The 21950-nt window shown below is 30.3% G+C and carries 16 protein-coding genes and 1 tRNA gene; 11 read left to right on the top strand and 6 right to left on the bottom strand.

From position 1 onward, the window contains the following. The first annotated feature begins 35 nt into the window (after nucleotides 1–35). Both OLM55_RS03415 and OLM55_RS03410 read left to right on the top strand, forming a co-directional pair. Nucleotides 36–704, top strand: a complete 669-nt coding sequence (locus tag OLM55_RS03415; RefSeq protein WP_264560020.1) for a head GIN domain-containing protein — start codon at nucleotides 36–38, stop codon at nucleotides 702–704. Between the two features lie 49 nt (nucleotides 705–753). Beyond that, entirely contained in the window at nucleotides 754–1437 is a 684-nt protein-coding gene (locus tag OLM55_RS03410; RefSeq protein ID WP_264560019.1) for a LysE family translocator, read from the top strand. A gap of 32 nt (nucleotides 1438–1469) precedes the next feature. Here the strand turns inward: OLM55_RS03410 and OLM55_RS03405 are convergent. Then, nucleotides 1470–1540: transfer RNA gene (locus tag OLM55_RS03405), tRNA-Cys, on the bottom strand. Nucleotides 1541–1673: 133 nt separating this feature from the next. Between OLM55_RS03405 and OLM55_RS03400 the strand changes: the two genes are divergently transcribed. Further along, a complete protein-coding gene (locus tag OLM55_RS03400; protein ID WP_264560018.1) occupies nucleotides 1674–3602 on the top strand; it encodes an LTA synthase family protein in 1929 nt (642 codons plus the stop codon). Nucleotides 3603–3638: 36 nt separating this feature from the next. Here the strand turns inward: OLM55_RS03400 and folB are convergent, their stop codons facing one another. Next, nucleotides 3639–3995 carry a dihydroneopterin aldolase gene (gene folB, locus OLM55_RS03395; protein ID WP_264560017.1) on the bottom strand — a complete coding sequence of 119 codons (357 nt, stop codon included), beginning with the start codon at nucleotides 3993–3995 and terminating at the stop codon, nucleotides 3639–3641. An 81-nt stretch (nucleotides 3996–4076) separates the two neighbouring features. Between folB and OLM55_RS03390 the strand changes: the two genes are divergently transcribed. Beyond that, complete coding sequence (locus tag OLM55_RS03390; protein ID WP_264560016.1) at nucleotides 4077–5759, top strand: glutamine--tRNA ligase/YqeY domain fusion protein; 1683 nt, start codon at nucleotides 4077–4079, stop codon at nucleotides 5757–5759. 505 nt (nucleotides 5760–6264) lie between these two features. Here the strand turns inward: OLM55_RS03390 and OLM55_RS03385 are convergent. Further along, entirely contained in the window at nucleotides 6265–7242 is a 978-nt protein-coding gene (locus tag OLM55_RS03385; protein ID WP_264560015.1) for an SPFH domain-containing protein, read from the bottom strand. 99 nt (nucleotides 7243–7341) lie between these two features. Between OLM55_RS03385 and OLM55_RS03380 the strand changes: the two genes are divergently transcribed. Further along, nucleotides 7342–7992: a PorT family protein gene (locus OLM55_RS03380; protein ID WP_264560014.1), complete on the top strand. Its 651-nt coding sequence runs from the start codon at nucleotides 7342–7344 to the stop codon at nucleotides 7990–7992. 47 nt (nucleotides 7993–8039) lie between these two features. Here OLM55_RS03380 and gltX read toward each other — a convergent pair whose 3' ends face one another. Beyond that, on the bottom strand, nucleotides 8040–9554 hold the full coding sequence (gltX, locus tag OLM55_RS03375) for a glutamate--tRNA ligase (protein ID WP_264560013.1): 1515 nt from the start codon (nucleotides 9552–9554) through the stop codon (nucleotides 8040–8042). Between the two features lie 120 nt (nucleotides 9555–9674). On the opposite strand from gltX, the gene OLM55_RS03370 reads away from it, so the two are divergent. From OLM55_RS03370 to OLM55_RS03345, 6 genes are all read left to right on the top strand, one after another. Next, nucleotides 9675–12968, top strand: coding sequence for a DUF4175 family protein (locus tag OLM55_RS03370; RefSeq protein ID WP_264560012.1), 3294 nt, complete (start codon nucleotides 9675–9677; stop codon nucleotides 12966–12968). Then, nucleotides 12961–13380, top strand: a complete 420-nt coding sequence (gene ybeY / locus OLM55_RS03365; protein WP_264560011.1) for an rRNA maturation RNase YbeY — start codon at nucleotides 12961–12963, stop codon at nucleotides 13378–13380. Before OLM55_RS03370 ends, ybeY begins: the two co-directional genes overlap by 8 nt. Nucleotides 13381–13415: 35 nt before the next feature. Further along, nucleotides 13416–15293 carry a tRNA uridine-5-carboxymethylaminomethyl(34) synthesis enzyme MnmG gene (gene mnmG / locus OLM55_RS03360; RefSeq protein WP_264560010.1) on the top strand — a complete coding sequence of 626 codons (1878 nt, stop codon included), beginning with the start codon at nucleotides 13416–13418 and terminating at the stop codon, nucleotides 15291–15293. Nucleotides 15294–15448: 155 nt separating this feature from the next. Then, nucleotides 15449–16297, top strand: a complete 849-nt coding sequence (locus OLM55_RS03355; protein WP_264560009.1) for a class I SAM-dependent methyltransferase — start codon at nucleotides 15449–15451, stop codon at nucleotides 16295–16297. A 215-nt stretch (nucleotides 16298–16512) separates the two neighbouring features. Then, nucleotides 16513–17100, top strand: coding sequence for an OmpH family outer membrane protein (locus OLM55_RS03350; RefSeq protein ID WP_264560008.1), 588 nt, complete (start codon nucleotides 16513–16515; stop codon nucleotides 17098–17100). An 89-nt stretch (nucleotides 17101–17189) separates the two neighbouring features. Beyond that, nucleotides 17190–19469 (top strand): helix-turn-helix domain-containing protein, encoded by a 2280-nt coding sequence (locus tag OLM55_RS03345; protein WP_264560007.1) that lies wholly within the window; start codon nucleotides 17190–17192, stop codon nucleotides 19467–19469. Between the two features lie 97 nt (nucleotides 19470–19566). Here the strand turns inward: OLM55_RS03345 and OLM55_RS03340 are convergent, their stop codons facing one another. Both OLM55_RS03340 and OLM55_RS03335 read right to left on the bottom strand, forming a co-directional pair. Then, nucleotides 19567–20646, bottom strand: a complete 1080-nt coding sequence (locus OLM55_RS03340; RefSeq protein ID WP_264560006.1) for an HpaII family restriction endonuclease — start codon at nucleotides 20644–20646, stop codon at nucleotides 19567–19569. Beyond that, on the bottom strand, nucleotides 20643–21908 hold the full coding sequence (locus OLM55_RS03335; protein ID WP_264560005.1) for a DNA cytosine methyltransferase: 1266 nt from the start codon (nucleotides 21906–21908) through the stop codon (nucleotides 20643–20645). The genes OLM55_RS03340 and OLM55_RS03335 overlap by 4 nt, the downstream gene beginning before the upstream one ends. Nucleotides 21909–21950 lie beyond the last annotated feature (42 nt).

The following is a 21950-nucleotide window of genomic DNA, read 5'->3' as shown; positions in this document are numbered from 1 at the left end:
ATTATAAAACTATTGTAAATTTAAACTTAAAAACAATGAAAAAAATAGTCTTTACCTTATTATTAATCAGCTCAGTAGCTTTTTCTCAAGTCGAAAAAAAATTAGGAGAATTTAATAAAGTAACTTCATTTGATAAAATAGATGTTACTTTAATTCAAGGAACTGAAAACAAAATTATCCTTCATGGAGCAAGTGCAAATGAAGTAGAAATTGTAAATAAAAATGGTGAATTAAAAATAAAAATGCCATTAACTAAAATGTTAAGTGGCGATAATATTTCTGCAACCGTTTATTTTACAAAATTAGATGCTGTTGAAGCAAATGAAGGAAGCAGAATTGCAACAAAAGATGCAATTTCAGCTATTAGTTTTGATATTATTTGTAAAGAAAATTCAGAAGTAAAATTATTAAACCTACAAGCTGATAAATTACAAGTTAGAACTACACAAGGAAGTATAGTTACACTTAAAGGAAAAGTAAAAAACCAAGATGTTTTATCAAATTCTGGTGGAAAATACGACGGTCAAGATTGTGTAACTGAACAAACTGTTGTTACCGTAAACGCTGGTGGAATTGCAAATGTTTTCGCAACTGATTTAGTAGAAGCGAAAACAAGAGCGGGTGGTGAAATAAAAATTTATGGTAAACCAAAACAAATCAACCAAAAAACAATTGCTGGTGGAACAATAGTTCAAGTTAAATAAATTATTTTTTTTAACTTCGTAGTTCAAACATCTATAACCCTATTTTTTAATGCTGCATGATATTTTAACAGCAATTCCATTAGGAATATTATTAGCTTTTACTATTGGACCAGTTTTTTTTGTATTACTTGAAACTAGTATTACAAAAGGCTTTAGAGCTGCTATGGTATTTGATTTTGGTGTTATTTTTGGGGATTTAGTTTTTATTTTAATAGCTTATTTTAGTACTAATCAACTTTTAGAAAAATTAAAAGACGATCCAAGTTTATTTTTTCTTGGAGGAGTTATCATGTTAAGTTATGGAATTATATCTTTTATTAAACAAAAAAGAAGTTTTAAACTTCAAATAGAAGTAGATGTTAAAGACGAAATTAACCAGCCTAATAATTATTTAAATCTTTTTTTTAAAGGCTTCTTACTTAATTTCATTAATATTGGAGTTCTAGGTTTTTGGATGGTTATGATTATATCATTTGGACCAAAATTAAATATGGAACCTAATAGAATTATTGTTTTTATTGCTACTATTTTAATTGTTTATTTACTTATTGATAGTGTTAAAATAATAATTGCTAAGCAGTTAAAAAGTAAATTAACACCCTTTATTATTTATAAGATTAAAAATGTAATAAGTATAATTCTTATTATTTTCGGAATTTTTTTAATGATGCAAGGCTTTTTTCCTGATGAGAAAAAAATGATTGAAAAGAAATTAGAATTACTTAAAAAATAAAAAAGAGCTACAATATGTAGCTCTTTTTTTTGAGGCATCGTCCGGATTCGAACCGGAGTAGACGGTTTTGCAGACCGGTGCCTAGCCGCTCGGCCACGACGCCCTTCTTAATTCGAAAGCAAATTTACATATATTTTATAGTAACGCAAGAAATATTAAGTAAATTTTAATTTTAATCTTCAAATTTCTTAGTTAATTAAACCTAGTTTTGATGCAAAATAGTAATATTCAACAATATGAAGAAATTTCAATATTTAAAACCTTTATTAAATTTTGTATTAATTGCTTTATTAATAAATACAATTAGTAGAATATTTTTATTTTTCTGTTTTAAAGAACGTGTTTTTGAAACAGAAAACTATTACCAAATATTTTTTATTGGTTTACGTTTTGATTTAATTGTTATTACTTATTTGTCTGTTTTACCTGCACTTTTATTGAGTTTATTATCTGATAATTTTCTCCAAAAAATAAAAGGGTTCTTTAAAATATACTTCATTTTATTTTTATTTATCTTTTTATTAATGGAATTATCTACTCTAGATTTTATCCATCAATACGATACAAGACCTAATAGATTGTTTCTAGATTATTTAATTTACCCAAAAGAAGTAATTGGAACTTTACTTAAAAGTTATTTACCATCTTTAATTATTTCTATCGTTTTATTAGGTTTAGCTTTATTTATTGCTTTTAAATACGCTAAAAAATTATTTTATCCAGTTTTAGGAACACCCTACAAATCAAAATTAATTCTATTTCCATTAGTTGCATTTTTTCTTTTTTTAGGAGCACGTTCTAGCTTAACCTCTAAACGACCTATAAATGCTAGTAATGCCATTTTTTGTTCTGATCAAATGACCAATTCATTAGGTTTAAATTCAACTTATACCGTTGCTTTTGCAGCTTATTCATTAAAAGAAGAAGGAAGTGTAAAAAAATATGGAAAAATGGATGAACTTGAAGCCTTTTCTCGTGTAAAAAAATACATGAACGCTACTGATTTTATTGATGATGATATTCCATTTTTACACATTCAAAAACCTGATTCGGTTTCAGAAAAATACAATGTTGTTTTCTTTTTACAAGAAAGTCTTGGTGCAGAATATGTGGGTAGTCTTGGCGGTTTACCATTAACTCCTGAGTTTGATAAACTTACTAAAGAAGGCTTATTGTTTACCAATTTGTATTGTACAGGTACACGAAGTGTAAGAGGTATTGAAGCAGTTGCAACCGGTTTTATTCCAAATCCTTCTGAAAGTGTGGTGAAACTAAGTAACGCACAACAAGGTTTTTTTAGTTTAGCTGATGTTTATGGAAGATTAAATTATGATACCAGTTTCATTTATGGTGGTATGGCTAATTTTGATAATATGGCTTCTTTCTTTAATGGTAATGGTTATAAAAACATTATCGACGAAACAGATTTCGATAACGACGGACAAAAACATGCTTTTAAAGGAACTTGGGGATATTCTGATGAAGACTTAGCTGTAAAAGCAAATGAATACTTTAAATCACTTGGAAATAAGCCTTTTTACTCATTAATGTTTTCTACTTCTAATCATGAACCATTTGAATTTCCTGATGGTAGAATTGAATTATACGACAAAACAAAAAATACAGTAAATAATGCTATGAAGTATGCCGATTTCTCTATTGGCAAATTTTTTGAATTGGCTAAAAAAGAAGCTTATTTTAAGAATACAATTTTCGTTGTTATTGCAGATCATAATACAAGAACCTATGGTAAAAATTTAGTTCCTGTTCATAAATTTCATATTCCAGCTTTAATAATAGCTCCTAATGTTGAAAAAGGAAGTACTTATACTAAACTTTCTAGCCAAATGGATATTCCATCCACTGTTTTAGCTTTATCTGGTGTTACTTCTCAAACAACAATGGTAGGAAGAAATTTATTAAAATTACCAGAATCAACTAAAGGAAGAACGATTATGTTATTTCATGAAACGTATGCTTTTAGAGTAGGTGATGATGTAATTATTATTAATCCAAATACAAAACCTTTACAGTTTAAAATAGAAAATAACGATCAAACTTTAACTCCAGTTGCATTAGATGAAGAGCTGGCTAAAGATGCACTAGCACACATTATAACATCTAGTATTTTATATAAAGAAAGAAAGTATAAGTTAAAAAATTAAATTAAAAAAAGCCCTGAATTTTCAGGGCTTTTTTAATTATCTACTTTCTTTCATTTCAATTGTAACCATTTCAACATCACCACCAATAGGAGGATTTATTTTCGAAACAGCAACTTTAACTTTAGTTACCGTTTTACTTTCTTTAAGTACTCTATCGATTATCCTTTTTGCAACATGTTCTAGTAAATGCGAACGAACAGCCATTTCTGTAACCACAATTTTATTTAGTAAAACATAATCTACCGTATCGTGTAAATCGTCTGTTTCTGCAGATGGTTTTAAGTTGGTTTTAACTTCTAAATCCACTTTATAATCACTACCTATTTTTCCTTCTTCTATTAAACAACCATGATAAGAATAAGTACGAATGTTTTTTAATTTTATTGTTCCCATATTTTTTACTTTAAAAAGTTTATAACCTAAAACCTATAACCTATAACCTTTTTTTTATCTTTGTCAAAATTAATAATTCTTATGTCAACTGAAGAAAAATCATTGAATTTTATAGAACAAATCATTGAAGAAGATTTAAAAAATGGTTTGTCAAAAGATAAATTACGTTTCCGTTTTCCGCCTGAACCAAATGGATATTTACATTTAGGTCATGCAAGTGCAATTTGCTTAAATTTTGGACTAGGAATCGATTATGATGCCCCTGTAAATTTACGTTTTGACGATACTAATCCATCTAAAGAAGAACAAGAATTTGTAGATTCTATTAAAAAAGATGTAGAATGGCTTGGTTTTTCTTGGGATAAAGAATGTTATGCATCTGATTATTTTCAACAATTATACGATTGGGCTGTTGAGTTAATTAAAAATGACAAAGCTTATGTAGATAGTATTTCTGCTGAAGAAATGGCAATTCTTAAAGGAACTCCAACTCAAAAAGGTACCGATTCTCCTTATAGAAATCGTTCTGTTGAAGAAAATTTAGATTTGTTTGAGCGCATGAAAAAGGGTGAGTTTGAAAAAGGAGCTCATGTTTTACGTGCCAAAATAAGTATGGGTGCAACCAATATGTTAATGCGTGATCCTATTATTTATAGAATTATGCATGCACATCACCATAGAACAGGAAACGATTGGTGTATTTATCCAATGTATGACTGGGCCCATGGTGAAAGTGATTATTTAGAACAAGTTTCGCATTCTTTTTGTACATTAGAATTTTTACCACATAGAGAATTATACGATTGGTTTTTAAATCAAATTTATGATGAAACCAAAGTAAGACCAAAACAACGTGAATTTGCTCGTAGAAATCTTTCACATACTGTTGTTTCTAAAAGAAAATTAGCACAATTAGTGGAAGAAAAGCATGTTTCAGGCTGGGATGATCCTCGTATGAGCACCATTTCTGGTATGCGCAGAAGAGGAATTACTTCAACTGCTATTCGTAATTTTGCAAAGACTATTGGTATTGCAAAACGTGATAATTTAATAGATGTTTCATTATTAGATTTTTGTATTCGTGAAGATTTAAACAAAGTTGCTCCTCGTGTAATGGCAGTTTTAAATCCGGTTAAATTAGTAATTACTAATTATCCAGAAGGTCAAGAAGAATGGTTAGAAGCAGAAAACAATCCAGAAGATGAAGTAATGACTTATCGTCAATTGCCTTTTTCTAGAGAATTATATATCGAAAGAGAAGATTTCCAGGAAGAAGCACATAAGAAATTTTTCAGATTGACTTTAGGAACAGAAGTTCGTTTAAAAAATGCGTATTTCATTAAAGGTGAATCAGTTGTAAAAGATGCTGAAGGCAATATTACTGAAATTCACTGTACATATGACGTAGATACTAAGTCAGGAAGTGGTACAGAAGCAAGTCAACGTAAAGTAAAAGGAACTATTCATTGGGTTTCCGTAAAACATGCAGTTGAGGCAGAAGTAAGACTTTATGATAGATTATTTACTACTGAAAACCCAGATGGAAATAAAGATGTAGACTTTAAAGAATTTATCAATCCAAATTCTCTAGAAGTAATTACTGGTTATGTAGAACCAAGTTTACAAACAGCAAAAGAACTAGATCATTTTCAATTTCAACGTTTAGGTTATTTTTGTGTAGATAATGATTCATCTGCTGAAAAATTAGTTTTTAACAAAACAGTTGGATTAAGAGATACTTGGGCAAAAGTTAGTTCTCGATAAAACTATTTTGTTTTACTGAATTAATTTGAGCATCATTAATCAAATTATAAACGTGTCTGGTTTTTAAACTTGACACGTTTTTTATTTATCAATTATTATTATCGATTATTTATTTCATATTAGTATTATCTATTATTATGAAAAACTATCAATTAATATTTTTTAATAAATTTAAACTTTTAAAAACAGCTTTCATATTTAGATTTTAGTCCATTTTTAAATTTAGGTAATATGATTTTATATTTTAGTAAATAAAGTTGTCAGAAAAAGCTTTATTTTAAGTTTGAAGAAAAAAACACCTTAAGTTTGACATCTAACCCTGATGGAAGTGAAAATCTTGTTATTGCGTAATAATATTTACTTTTTTGATTGCTTCGTTTCTCGCAATGACAAATTGAAACGAACAGCAGGAATTACATTTAAAAAATACGCTTACGTTTGGTTTAAAAAAAGCCACCAATTAAAAAATTGATGGCTTTAAGGTTTATTTGTTGGTTAAGAAATATTATTCTTCATTTTCTGGCTCTACTTCTGTGCTTCCTCCAAAAATATCTTTTTTACCAGTTCCTACTCTTTTATTACTATTTGCTTTTTTCATAGCTTCCCCAACCTGATTACTTGCTGTAAAACTAGCAACCATGTTATTTAACATTTCGCTACCCGCTTGAGGTGAATTAGGTAATAAAATTAAGTTAGAATTAGTATCAGCACCAATTGCTTGTAACGTATCGTAATGTTGTGTAACTACAATTAATGCCGAAGCTTCTTGTGAGTTAATACCTACTCTATTCAATACATCAACACTTTCTACAAGTCCACGTGCAATTTCTCTACGTTGGTCTGCAATACCTTGTCCTTGTAATCTTTTGCTTTCTGCTTCTGCTTTCGCTTTTGCTACAATTCTAATTCTTCCTGCTTCTGCTTCATATTCTGCAGCTGTTTTTTCACGATCAGCGGCATTAATACGGTTCATTGCATTTTTAACTTGAATATCCGGGTCAATATCTGTAATTAAGGTATTGATGATATCGTAACCGTAAGTAGACATTGCCTCGTTTAATTCACGTTTTACTGCAACCGCAATATCGTCTTTTCTTTCGAAAACATCATCTAATTTTAATTTTGGAACTTCGGCACGTACAACATCAAATACATACGATGTAATTTGATCGTGCGGATATTCTAATTTATAAAAAGCTTCATATACTTTTTCTTGTAATACTTTAAATTGAACAGATACTTTCAATTTAACGAATACGTTATCTTTTGTTTTTGTTTCAATGATAACATCTAACTGTTGAATTCTTAGGTTTACTTTTCCTGCAATTCTATCTACGACCGGGATTTTTAACTGTAGTCCAGAAGTTCTTGTACTGGCATATTTTCCAAAACGCTCAATAATAGCAGCTGTTTGTTGTTTTACTGTAAAAAAGGATGCAAAAAGTAAAAACAATCCTAAAACTAAAATAATGGGTAAAAACATAATATAAGTTTAATTGGTTATAACTATTATACGCTTTTTTAAGAGAAAAGTTACATCTTTTAAATAATAAACTTACTTTTGCCACCCAAACATAACATTATGAATAAGATTTTAGTAGTATTAGTTACTTTTTTAACATTCTCTGTGAGTGCTCAAAGAGGTTTTAAAGACAGTAATAGAATAGGTATTGGTGCAGGTTTAACCCAAATGAATATTTATACAGATAATTTTTCTGTTAACCCTGAAATGGGTTGGATAGGTGGTTTTAGTGTAAGAGGAAATTATTATAACGATTGGCAAATGAGTTTTGGTATGTTTTTTACCGAAAGTAATTTTTCTATTCCAACTCTCGGAACTTCAGGAACTGAAGATTTAAGTTTTAAACTTTCTGCTGTACAAATTTATATTTTACCAAGTTATGTATTATCTGAAAACCATCTTAATTTAGAGTTTGGTCCTGTTTTACAAGTAAACGGTAAACTTGGTGTGGATAAGGATAAAGAGACAAATATTTTATTAGATCAACCTACTTTAGTTGCTAAAGATATTTTAGATGTTTCTAAGTTTAATGCTAATTTTTATGTTGGTTTAAACGCCGGAGTTAAAAACTTTAGAGCAAGAATTGGTTACCAATATGGGTTAACAAACATGTTTGGAAATTTAAAAAACAACGATAAGGTTAAATTATCAGGTGAAAAGTTTAAAGGTCACTTAGGCTTAATCAGCGGACAATTAACGATTTATTTATAAGAAAATATATTTTAACAAAAAAGCCCTGAATTTTCAGGGCTTTTCTTTTATAAACTAGCAATTGCTTTTTCAATTCGTTTTATACTTTCTTCTTTTCCTATCATTTCAATGATATCAAATAAATGCGGTCCTTTTAAAGCGCCTACTAAGCTTAATCGTAGCGGTTGCATTACTTTACCCATTCCTATTTCATTGGTTGTCATCCACTCTTTTAAAAGCGTTTCAATGTTTAATGAAGTAAAATCTTCTATTTTATTCAATTCAGCAATTACTTGTTGCATTAAAGCTGGCGTTTCTTCTTTCCAATTTTTAGCTGCTTTTTCATCATAACTTGTTGGAGCCACAAAAAAGTAATCAGCTAAATCGTATAAATCCGTTACAAAATTTGCTCTTTCTTTTACTAATCCAACTATTTTTGTTATTTGTTCATCCGTCATGCTGAGCTTGTCGAAGCACTTTTTATCCAATTCAACTTTAAATAATTCTGCTAATTCAGCATCTTCTTTTGTAATTAAATATTGGTGATTGAACCATTTGTTTTTCTCAGGGTCAAACTTCGCACCCGATTTATTTACTCTATTTAAATCAAATTTTGCAACCAATTCTTCTAGTGAAAATAATTCTTGTTCAGTTCCATCGTTCCAACCTAATAATGCTAGAAAGTTCACAACCGCTTCTGGGAAAAATCCGTTTTCTCTATAACCCATTGAAGTTCCTTCTTCTGTTTGCCATTCTAGTGGAAATACTGGGAAGCCTAATTTATCACCATCACGTTTAGAAAGTTTTCCGTTTCCAATTGGTTTTAAAATTAACGGTAAATGTGCAAATTCAGGTGCATCCCAACCAAAAGCTCTGTACAATAAAACATGTAAAGGCATTGATGGCAACCATTCTTCACCACGAATAACATGCGAAGTTTCCATTAAATGGTCGTCCACAATATTCGCTAAATGATAGGTTGGCATTCCGTCACTTTTAAACAAAACTTTATCGTCTAAAAGATTGGTATCAAACTTAACATCACCTCTAATAATATCTTTTAATTCTAAAATTTCATTTGTTGGTGTTTTAAAACGCACTACATAATGTTCTCCATTAGCAATTCGTTCCTTCACTTTTTCACGTGAAACAGTTAATGAATTGTCTAATTGCTCTCTAATGGTATGGTTGTAAATAAACGTTTCTTTATTTGCTTCTTTCTCTTTTCGTAAAGCATCTAAAGCTTCTGGTGTATCAAATGCATAATAGGCCCACCCCGATTTTATCAGTTGGTCTGCATATTGCTTATACATTTCTTTACGTTCGCTTTGTTTGTAAGGTCCAAATTTTTCATTCTTTCCTATCGTTTCATCAGGAGCAATTCCTAACCATTCTAATGCTTCAAAAATATAAGCTTCAGCACCTGGAACAAAACGTGTTTGATCGGTATCTTCTATTCGTAAATAAAAAGTCCCGTTATTTTTCTTAGCAAATAAGTAATTGAATAAAGCAGTTCTTACACCACCTATATGTAAAGGTCCTGTCGGACTTGGAGCAAATCGTACTCTTACTGGTTTTGACATTTTTCTTGAAATTTGATGCAAAGATACAATTTGATGTATTGTTTTGCTAATCACTAATTACTTTTGACTAATTACTTTTTATATCGTATTTTTATCAGTTATTAACAAGTTATCTACATTTTGGAAGCTAAGAACACAATTTACAACAAGTTAGAAGACTTCATTAAGAAGTTTTACTATAACGAACTTATAAAAGGAAGCATTCTTTTTTTAGGAATAGGTTTGTTGTATTTTATTGCTACGCTTTTAGCCGAGCATTTTCTTTGGCTTTCAACGTTTGGTAGAAGTTTTCTTTTCGGAATTTTTATCCTTTTCGAATTGTTTTTGCTTTTCCGATTTATTCTTTTTCCAATATTTAAATTGGTAAAACTTCAAAAAGGATTAAATTATTTTGATGCATCGCAAATAATAGGAACACATTTTACCGAAGTAAAAGACAAACTTTTAAATTTCCTTCAACTTGCGAATCAAGATAATCCATCAGAATTATTATTAGCTTCGATAGACCAAAAAGCAAATACATTACAACCGGTTCCTTTTTCCAACGCTATTAATTATTCGAAAAATAAAAAGTTTCTTCCTTATTTAATAGCACCAATTGTTTTAATTTTCCTTTTTATTTTTTCGGGAAATCTAACTATTTTATCAAACAGTTTTGATAGAGTGGTTCATTTCACCAAACAGTATGAATCTCCTGCTCCATTTAAATTTGTAGTGTTGAACAAAGAATTGAATGTAAAACAAAATCAGAATTTTACATTACAAGTTTCAACTGTTGGTAAAATTGCTCCCGAAAATATCAGTGTTATTATTAATGATGCTTCGTACTTTTTAGAAGAAGTTAAACCGGGTTTGTTTCAATATACGTTTGAAAATGTAAATAAAAACATTGCTTTTTCATTAGAAGCAAACGATGTTAGTTCTCAAAATTATACGTTGAATGTTATTGATGTGCCATCGATTCAATCGTTTAAAATGATTTTGAATTTCCCAAAGTATTTAAACCGTAAACAGGAAATTGTAAGCGGACTTGGAAATGCTATTGTTCCTGAAGGCACTGTTGTAAATTGGCAAATTCAAACTGCTTCAACTTCGCGTATTGATTTTGTTACACAACAAACGGCTTCTTTCAATAAAAACGAAAACACTTTTTCTTTACAACGAAAAATCAATTCTAATTTAGATTACGCAATTGTTACTTCAAACAAAACCATTAAAAACTACGAAAAACTAGAATATCAAATCACAGTAAGTAAAGATCAATTTCCAACTATTACAACCCAACTTGCTCCCGATTCTTTGAAATTGAAAAGTAAAATTATCGTGGGTCAAGTTGCAGATGATTTTGGTTTATCCAAATTATATGTTGTGTATTACCCTAAAGGAAATGCAAGTCAAACTAAAAAAGGTGTTTTACCTATAAAAAACGGAACGGTTGATCAATTTATTTATAGTTTTCCAAATGGTTTATCTCTTGATAAAGGTTTAGAATACGAATATTACTTCGAAGTGTTTGATAATGATGCCGTTAATGGTTTAAAGAGTTCAAAATCAAGTGTTTATTTACATTATGAGCTTACTAATTCGCAAAAAGAAGACAAACAACTAAAAGAACAGCAAGAAAATATCAATAGCCTTGAAAAATCGCTTAAAAATCAAGACAAGCAATTTTCTGAAATGGATAAGTTGGAGAAATTAAACAAAGAGAAATCACAACTTGATTTTAAAGACCAAAAGAAAATTGATCAGTTTTTGGAGAAACAAAAAAAACAAGATGAAATGATGAAAGAGTTTTCTAAAAACCTTTCTAAAAACTTGGAGGAATTCAAATCTACTGATAAAGAAAAAGAAGAGTTAATTCGTCGTTTAGAGGAAACCCAAAAACAATCTGAAAGAAATGAAAAACTTTTAAAAGAATTAGAAGAGCTTTCTAAAAAATTACAAAAGGAAGAATTATTTGAAAAAGCAGATAAGTTAAAACAAAACAGTAAAAATCAATCTAAAAATCTAGAACAATTAGTTGAGCTTACTAAGCGTTTTTATGTTGAAAAAAAGGCTGAACAAATTGCGGATAAACTAAATGAATTAGCAAAAAAAGAAAATAAACTTTCAGACGATAAACAGAATAATACATCTGAAAAGCAGGCTGAAATTTACAAAGAGTTTAAAGAATTATCAAAAGAATTAGAGGAGTTAAATAAACAAAACGAAGAGTTAAAAAGTCCTTTAGAAATTCCTGACACAAAAGCGGAAGAGAAATCTGTTGAAGAAGATTTAAATAAAGCCAAAGAAAAATTGGACAATAAAAATCTAGATGGTGCAAAACCAAAACAGAAATCTGCTGCCAAGAAAATGGAAGAAATGAGTCAGTCGATGTCTGCTTCTATGCAAGGTGCTGAAATGGAACAAATGGAAGAAGACGCAAAAGCATTGCGTCAAATTTTAGATAATTTATTGACCTTTTCTTTTGATGAAGAAACCTTAATTACAACTACTAAAGAAACTCAATCACGTTCTTTACAGTTCAACAGAATCTTAAAGAAACAACAAGAACTAAAGAATCAGTTCAAACATATCGATGATAGTTTGTTTGCTGTTTCATTGCGTAATCCTATGATTAGCGAAATAGTTCTAAATGAAATTGGTGAAATACATTATAATTTAGATAAGACACTAGAAACCTTAGCGGATAATAATATTCAAAAAGGCGCTTCTCACCAACAATATGTTTTATCATCTGCAAATAAGTTAGCTGATTTTTTAAGTAATGTTCAAAACCAAATGCAGATGCAGATGTCGGGTCAAGGACAAGGTAAACCTAAAAAAGGAAAAGGAAGTGGAATGCAACTTCCAGATATTATAAAGAAACAAGAAGGTTTAGGTGAGAAAATGAAAGACGGAATGAAACCCGGAGAGAAAGAAGGTCAAGGAAAAAAACCGGGTGAAAAAGGAAAAGAAGGTGAATCAGGAAAGGGTTCAGAAGAAGGTGAAAATGGTTCAGTAGGTAATGCAGGCAAAGTGCTTGAAATTTTAAAAGAACAACAACAACTTCGTGAAGCATTACAAAACGAATTAAATAAGCAAGGAATGTCTGGTGTTGGACAAAGTGCTTTGGATAAAATGAAAGAGATCGAAAAACAATTAATTAATAAAGGTTTTAAAAACGAAACACTACAAAAGATGTTGAATTTAAAACACGAATTACTAAAATTAGAGAAGGCTATTCAACAGCAAGGAGAAGATACAAAAAGGAAATCTAATACAAATAAAGATGATTTTAATGGCACCACTACTCCAATTTCTGAAGAGCTAAAAGAATATTTAAATAGTATTGAAATTTTAAACAGACAAAGCCTACCTTTGCAACCAAATTTTAATAACAAAGTACAACACTATTTTAAGCACAATGATTAGTTTTAATTACGAAACCGATTTTGAATTAGAGAACGAAGAAGCTTTTGAAAATTGGATTATTGATATTGTAGATTCTGAAGCCTCTGCTGTTGGTGAAATAAATTATGTTTTTTGTGATGATGAATACCTTCATAAAATCAATGTTGAGTATTTAAATCACGATACTTTAACAGACATTATAAGCTTCGATTACACAGTAGGAAATTTAATACAAGGAGATATTTTTATTTCTATCGAAAGAGTAATCGATAATGCGAATGATTTTAAGGTTTCTTTTGAAGAAGAGTTGAAACGAGTTATGGCGCATGGTATTTTACATTATTGTGGATATAAGGATAAGACGGATGCTGATGCAGAATTAATGCGTAAAAAAGAAGAAGAGAAAATTAAACTGTTCCACGTGGAACAGTAATTTTTAAATATTAATCTAATGTTTCACGTGGAACAATGAGTTTATTTCAAAATACATACGATGTAATTGTAGTTGGCGGCGGTCACGCTGGTTCCGAAGCGGCAGCTTCGGCGGCAAATTTAGGCTGCTCTACCCTATTGGTTACAATGAATATACAAAACATTGCACAAATGTCTTGTAATCCTGCTATGGGAGGAATTGCAAAGGGACAAATTGTAAGAGAGATTGATGCGCTTGGAGGTTATTCTGGAATTGTTTCGGATGCTTCAGCAATTCAATTCAAAATGTTGAACAAATCAAAAGGTCCTGCAATGTGGTCTCCACGAGTTCAAAGCGACAGAATGAAGTTTGCTGAAGAATGGAGAATGATGTTGGAGGGAACACCTAATTTGGATTTTTATCAAGAAATGGTTTCTGGACTTTTAACTGAGAACGGAAAAGTTGTGGGTGTAAAAACATCCTTGGGACAAATTATAAAAGCAAAAACAGTCGTTCTTACTAATGGAACTTTCTTAAATGGTTTAATGCATATTGGCGATAAACAATTTGGAGGTGGTCGTGCTGGTGAAGGTGCTGCTTTCGGAATTACCGAAGATTTGGTTAAGTTAGGTTTTGAATCGGGTAGAATGAAAACAGGAACACCTCCTCGTGTAGATGGTCGTTCCTTGGATTATTCTAAAATGATAGAACAACCTGGCGATGCTATCCCTGAAAAATTTTCTTATTTAGATAGTTCAAAAGCTTTAACCGAACAACGTTCATGTTGGATGACATACACTTCTCCTGAAGTACATGATTTACTTCGAGAAGGATTTGAGCGTAGTCCAATGTTTAACGGTAGGATAAAAAGTATTGGACCTAGATATTGTCCTTCTATTGAAGATAAAATTAATCGTTTTGCCGATAAAGATAGACACCAGTTGTTTGTTGAACCTGAAGGTTGGAATACATGTGAGATGTATGTAAACGGATTTTCTACTTCTCTTCCAGAGGAAGTTCAATTTAAAGCGATGCGTTCTGTAGCTGGTTTTGAAAATGTGAAATTCTTTAGACCTGGTTATGCTATTGAATACGATTATTTCCCTCCTACTCAATTGAAACATACTTTAGAAACTAAGTTAGTTGAAGGTTTATTTTTTGCTGGACAAATAAATGGAACTACAGGATATGAAGAAGCAGCTTCTCAAGGTTTAATGGCAGGTATAAATGCGGCTTTAAAAGTTCAAGAAAAAGAACCTTTTATATTAAAACGTAATGAAGCGTATATAGGCGTTTTGATTGACGATTTAATTACGAAAGGTACAGAAGAACCTTATCGTATGTTTACTTCTCGTGCAGAATATAGAACACTATTGCGTCAGGACAATGCCGATTTCAGATTAACTCCAAAAGGACATGCTTTAGGTCTTGCTTCTGATGAGCGTTTAATTCGTATGGAAAAGAAGCTTTCTCAATCATCTGAAATGGTAAACTTTTTTAGAGAAACAAGTATCAAGCCAGAAGAAGCAAATCCGGTTTTAGAAGAAAAAGGATCTTCACCAATGGCTCAACCTGATAAAATGTTTAAAGTGCTTTCTCGTCCCCAAATTGATTTAGACGATTTTCTTAAGTTTAAAAAAGTAGCAGCTTATGTTGAGGAAAGAAATTTAGATAGAGAAGTAATTGAACAAGCAGAAATTCAAGTGAAGTATTCTGGTTATATTGAAAAAGAGAAAAATCATGCAGATAAATTGAATCGTTTAGAAGATGCAATTATTCCTGAGAATTTTGATTTCGATAAAATTAAATCTATTTCAATTGAAGCAAAACAAAAGCTAAATAAAATCAGACCTAAAACAATTGCGCAAGCATCTCGTATAAGCGGTGTTTCACCAAGTGATATTTCGGTCTTATTAATTCATATGGGACGATAATATAATTTAAGAATGTTGATTGCCGGTTTTTGATTTTTGAAGTTTTTTGTATTCTGAAATCAAAAATCGTTAATCTTCAATCAAAAATCAAATGTTTCACGTGAAACAATTTGGTTAAGCACTACTCTACTTATGTTTTTTAAAAATAATTTAAAGTGAACTTTACAAATAGTACTACATATATAAAAGTTTCAGATCATTCGGTTTCAAAAGAATCGTTTGATTTGCTTTTTAATGAGGAATATGAAATTTTAAAAACAACTCCTCAACCAAGTTTAGAAAAACTTCCTTTTTATTATGAAAGCGAAGATTATATTTCACACACCGATTCAAAAAGAACCTTGTTTGAAAAAGTTTATCATTTAGTAAAAAGTAATGCTTTAAAAAGCAAAGTGAATTTAATCACGAAGTTAATTCCGCAAAAAGGAACTATTTTAGATATTGGATCTGGAACAGGCGATTTTTTAATGACAGCCAAAAATAACGGTTGGAATATAAAAGGTTTGGAACCAAATTTAAAAGCAAAACAAATTGCTGTTTCTAAAGGAGTTGTTTTTGAAGAGGATTTAGAGAGTATTGCTGACAATTCAATAGATGTAATAACTATGTGGCATGTTTTAGAACATGTACCCAATTTAGACGAACAGTTTACGCAATTGAAAAGAATTGTAAAACCAAATGGATATATTGTAATTGCGGTTCCAAATTATAAATCTTTTGATGCAAAATATTATAAATCATTTTGGGCTGCTTATGATGCGCCAAGACATTTATGGCATTTTTCAAAAACTACCATTCAAAAGTTAGCAGCAAATTATAATTTAGAATTAGAAAAAGTAAAACCCATGTGGTTTGATAGTTTTTATGTAAGCTTACTTTCTGAAAAATACAAAACTGGAAAAATGAATTTCGTGAAAGGGTTTTTAATCGGTTTGACTTCAAATGTTGTTGGAATATTTAAAAATGAGTTTTCTTCACACATTTACATCATAAAAAACAAGTAAAAATCATTTTAAAGCTGTTTTTTTAGCCTTTCTTTGATTTGAAAATGTAAATTACTGTCAATTTTCAGAAAGTGTCTTAAATCAGCTTTTATTTGATTGAATTTTTATAACCAAAAACAATTAAAAATTATTTAATCAATAAATTTTATCTATATGTGTAATTTTATTGAAAACTTTATAACTAATTACTATTTTTACCAAAATTTAAATTAAAAATGAAAAGAGCCTTATTAATTTTAGGAATTGCATTTGCAATGATTTCTTGTAACAAGAACGAACAAAAAACAGAAAACTTTAAAACTGCATATATCGATACTGCCGAATTATTGAAAGAATATGATAAGTATAAAGCCGAAGAAGAAAAATTTAAAGTGAAATCTGAAGAAATGAGTAGGCCATTAGAGTCAAAATTCAGAGCTTTTGAGAATGAAGCTAAAAGTTTTGAAAGTAATGCAAGAGTAAAAGGTCAAGCTTGGGCGCAACAAAAAGGTGCTGAATTACAACAAAGAGAACAACAATTAGGTATTGAACAAAATGCTTTAATTCAACAATTGCAATTAGAAGGAGCTCAATTAAGAGACTCTATCATTAAAGAAGTTAGACAATATATTAAAGACTTCGGTAAAAAAGAAGGGTATGATTATATTTATGGTACAGGAGATGCTGCAACTATTTTATATTCAAAAGATTCTTACAACATTACCAAAGAAGTTTTAGAAAAATTAAATAAAGATTATTCTTCTAAGGCTGCTACTGAGCCAAAAAAATCGGAAGCTACTAAAGAAGAAGAAGAGAAAAAATAATCTTCATTTTATATAAATTAAAATCCAGCAATTGCTGGATTTTTTTTTGAATTCATTTCTCTATATTTGTATTATAAACTATACGCCTTATGGAATTTTTATCTGCCGAAGCCAATTACACCCTCCGATTTATCAATCAAACCAATAAATCCATCTTTCTAACAGGTAAAGCCGGAACCGGAAAAACCACTTTACTAAAAGAAATTATTGCTACAACACATAAAAACACTGTTGTTGTTGCGCCTACAGGTATTGCCGCCTTAAATGCTGGAGGCGTTACCATTCATTCTATGTTTCAATTGCCTTTTGCAGCATTTATTCCTGATAATAAGCAAGTTGCACAATTTTCAGGAGCTATAAAATTTGAAAATAGAGATACGCTTGGTCGTCATTTTAAAATGAATGCGACGAAAAGATCTATTATTCGAAACATGGAATTACTTGTTATTGATGAAGTTTCCATGCTTAGAGCCGATGTTTTAGATGCGATTGATTTCATGTTGAAAAAAGTACGCAGAAACGAACGACCATTTGGCGGAGTTCAAGTTTTATTTATAGGAGATTTACTACAATTACCACCAGTTGTTAAAAATGAAGAATGGCAAATGTTGCGTAATTATTACAACGGAATGTTCTTTTTTCATTCGCACATTATTCAGCAATATCCACCTTTATATATTGAATTAGATAAGATTTTTCGTCAAACGGATGCTGAATTTATCGATGTATTAAATAATTTACGTCATAATAAAATAACGCCTTCAGATATTGCAATACTGAACCAATTTGTACAACCTAATTTCGATTTAAAAAAGAACAAAGGATATATCACTTTAACTACTCACAATGCAAAAGCAGATGCAATAAATGCCCAATCCTTACAAGATTTAAAAGAGAAACAATTCACCTATTTACCAGAAGTGGTTGGCGATTTTCCTGATAAAATTTTTCCGCTCGATGAAAAATTGCATTTAAAAGTCGGCGCTCAGGTGATGTTTGTGAAAAACGATCTTAATTTTGATAAGCAGTTTTACAACGGAAAAATGGGCGTTATAAAATCGCTTTCAAGCAACGAAATTAGGGTTCATTTTCCAGAAGAAAATAAAACCATTGAGGTTGAACGTTACGAATGGCAAAACATTAAATACAAACTCAACGAAAATACTAAAGAAGTTGAAGAAGAAGTAATTGGAACTTTTGTCCACTACCCTATTAAATTGGCTTGGGCAATAACCGTTCATAAAAGTCAAGGTTTAACTTTTGACAAAGCTGCGCTCGATGTTTCGCAGGTTTTCGCGCCTGGACAGGCATATGTTGCCCTTTCGCGTTTACGTTCCTTAAAAGGGCTTATTTTACTCTCTCCGTTGAATATGAACGGCGTTTCTAGCGACGAAGATGTGTTGAGTTATGCTGAAAATAAAGCTTCTGAAGACATTCTACAAGATGCATTGGTACAAGAAACCAATACATTCTTACTTCACACTTTGCTTAAAACGTTTGATTTCAAAGAGTTAATACAAGAATGGCGCAACCATCAATTCAGTTATAAGGCTGAAGCACCAAAATCGCCAAAATCAAAACACCTCAATTGGGCCAAATTGCAATATGAAACCATTGCTAAGATTGAAGCACCTTCGAGTAAATTTATGTCGCAATTGCATAAAATTTTCCACGTGGAAAAATTGGACGCTCCTTTTTTACAAGAACGCTGCGAAGCCGCTTATGATTATTTTTTCAAAACTTTAGATCAAGTAGCGGAAGAATTATTGTTAAAGATTGAAGAAATAAAACGCACCAAAAAAGTAAAAGCGTTTTACGACGAATTAATGGTTTTAGAAGAAATGCAAATCAAAGCCATTTTACAATTGAAAAAGGCCAGATTACTGACACAAATCATTACCGAAGGAAAAGAAATTTCGAAGAAGAATTTGGTTTCAGATGAAATGAATGTCTATAAAATTAATAAACTCGTTGCCGTTGCCGAACGTTTTAGAACCGAACATGCCACATTAATTGACGATGAAGACGATGATGTTTCGTATTATGAAGCTCCAAAAAAGAAAAAGAAAAAAGAACCCAAAAAAGCAACTGTTGAAATTACTTTAGAACTTTGGATGCAAGGGAATTCTATCTACGATATAGCTAAACAGCGCAAGTTAACACCATCTACTATTTTCAATCATTTTACCAAATTAATTCAAATGGAAACGGTTGAGTTAGCCGACATTTTACCCGAAGATAAAATCGTAGCTCTAGCCGCTGCTTTTAAAGATTTTAAGGGTGAAAGTTTAGGCGAATTGAAAGAAAAACACGGCGATGCATTTTCTTGGGACGAACTTCGTTTGTTTAAAGCGAGTTTGAGGAGTTAAAATTTTTTGAAGAGTTTGTCATTCCGAGGAACGAGGAATCTAATATAATTAACTCTTACTATTAAAAGCAATAAATTTTATTCACGAACTTTTTTAATTATTTTATAAATCTTATTTGTAAGTTCAGTTTAAAATATAATTCTTCGTTTTCTTCGTAAATAGTACCAAAATCGTGTCGACTAGAACTTGCTGTATCTAATTTTGTATTATTGAATAAATAATCTTCAAATTCATTTTTATTGTATATATGATAACATAAAACATCTCCATTTTCTTTAACAATTAGATATCCTCCAGTTGCATCATATTGTCCAGTCCAAACTTTTGAAGGCATCATTCCTAAAGCAATGTCGGTTAAAAAGCGTTTAATTTTATATTCGTAAAATTTATGTTCGTTAGAAATATCGAATTCTAAAGGGTTTTTAGCGCTCAAATTCTCCACTAATCCTGAAATATTTGATTTTTCACTAGAATAAAAATCATAAACGATTTGAGACAAAATTTCAGGCAACTTACTGTCAATAAGAATTAAATTATTTGAGAATATTTGCCTTTCAGTTTTAATGAAATCGAATTGCCCTTTTAGTTGTAAAACAGAATTAATTCTATCCATTATTTTACTTCTTGAATCTATTGAATTAATTTTTACAATATCTGATTTACTTAATTTATTGTTAGAAATTTTAAAAATAAAATTAGTTGTTTTTCCTGCATTAAGTAATGTAGATGGACTTCCTAGTTGTGATTTTATACTAAAACCTAAAGTTGGTTGTTGATTTGTTCTTTGGTCATGAACAACAATTGTAATATCAGTTTTAGTAGTAGAGCTAGCTTTTAAAGAAAGACAATTTATGGATTCCATAAACTGCACAATTTCGGGTACTGAAAAGGTTCTTTCTTTATTCGTTTTAATTTCTTCGAGTAAGAATTTTGCTTTTTCTTTAAATTCTGAAATTGCAATTTTCAACACTTCTTCTCCGCCAGAAATAAGTATAATTTCATCTTGAATAGTGAATTCAAAATTTTCGTTGTTTTCTTTTCTTAATACACGCAAAATAGGATAAACTATTCCTTCAAGTTTCTCAATATCTTTATTTCCAAGAAATAATTGTTTATCTCCAAGTAATTTGAATAGTGTGTAAATTTCACTCCATTCGCCCTTATTTCCTGTAATCATAAAAGTTTTAGTTTTTCTATAATCTTTTTTGCGGTCGCTTGAATTGCTGGTACAGCAACTGAATTACCAAATTGTTTATATGCTTGAGCGTCAGAAACTACAATTTTGTAATCATCAGGAAAACCTTGTAATCTAGCCCATTCCCTAGGTGTCATTTTTCGGATTCCTTCTCTATTTACTTTGCCAGTTATGTGCGTAATTGGAGTAAAATCAGTTAATCTAAAATCGTAAACTAAATTTCTTTCTCTACCCATTCCACCACAAACGACAGCGTTTGCAGTTCCATCTAATGGAATAATTTCATATCCAAACCCATTCCCTTTATTTTCGTGTCTAGCTTTGTGATTTCTTAATGTGTTTATATAAGTTTCAGATAAATAATACTTTACAGAAACAGTTTCAGTTTCTAAAATATCTTTTAGTGTTAGTTTTTCATTTATAGGCTTAGGATATTTAAATTCTGTAACACCTAAATCTTTTCTAAAACCTACAATAAAAATTCTTTCCCTATTTTGTGGCACACCAAACTCCTTTGCATTTATAATTTGTGGCTCTGGCACAAAATAACCTAAATCTTCTCTTAAAACATTTAAGATTGTCTCTAAAGTTTTTCCACTATCATGACTTCTTAAGCCTTTTACATTCTCTAAAAATATAGCTTTTGGTTTTTTCTTTTTTATGATTTCTGCAACATCAAAAAACAAGGTTCCTCTTGTATCTTCAAATCCTCCACGTTTTCCAGCAATTGAAAATGCCTGACAAGGAAATCCAGCACATAGAATGTCAAATCCGTCAGGAATATAATTTTTAGTAGCTTTTTTAGTAATGTCTCCAAATGGAACTTCTCCAAAATTTGCTTTATATGTTTGTTTTGAATATTTGTCCCACTCACTTGTAAAAACGCATTTACCTTTTAAATTTTGAAAAGCTAATCTAAATCCTCCAATACCAGCGAATAAATCGATAAACTTAAAATTAGGCTCTTTAGGCGCAGGAAAAGGGATGTTTTCTTGTTGGAATATTAAATATTGCAATGCTTCTTCTGCAACTAAATTAGATATTTTTTCTTCTGGGTATTTATATTCAATTAGATTTTTTACGTGTTCAATTGCATCTGGTTTATAGAATTTAGAAACTCCGTTTTTGTGATTATGTAAATAATGTGTAAAGGCAGCTTCCGTATCTTTTTCAGATTCTATAAGTCTGATTTTGAATTTTTTATCTTCAAAATTTTTTATCGATATTTTTTCTTTTAGAAGCACTTTCGTTTGTTTTATTTTACTGTTGCAAGTTATGAAAAATTT

The sequence above is a fragment of the Flavobacterium sp. N2270 genome, from assembly GCF_025947225.1.
In the GTDB taxonomy this organism is placed as follows: Bacteria; Bacteroidota; Bacteroidia; order Flavobacteriales; family Flavobacteriaceae; genus Flavobacterium.
Note: the sequence above shows the minus strand (reverse complement) of the source record. Positions and strands in the feature narration are given on the sequence as shown.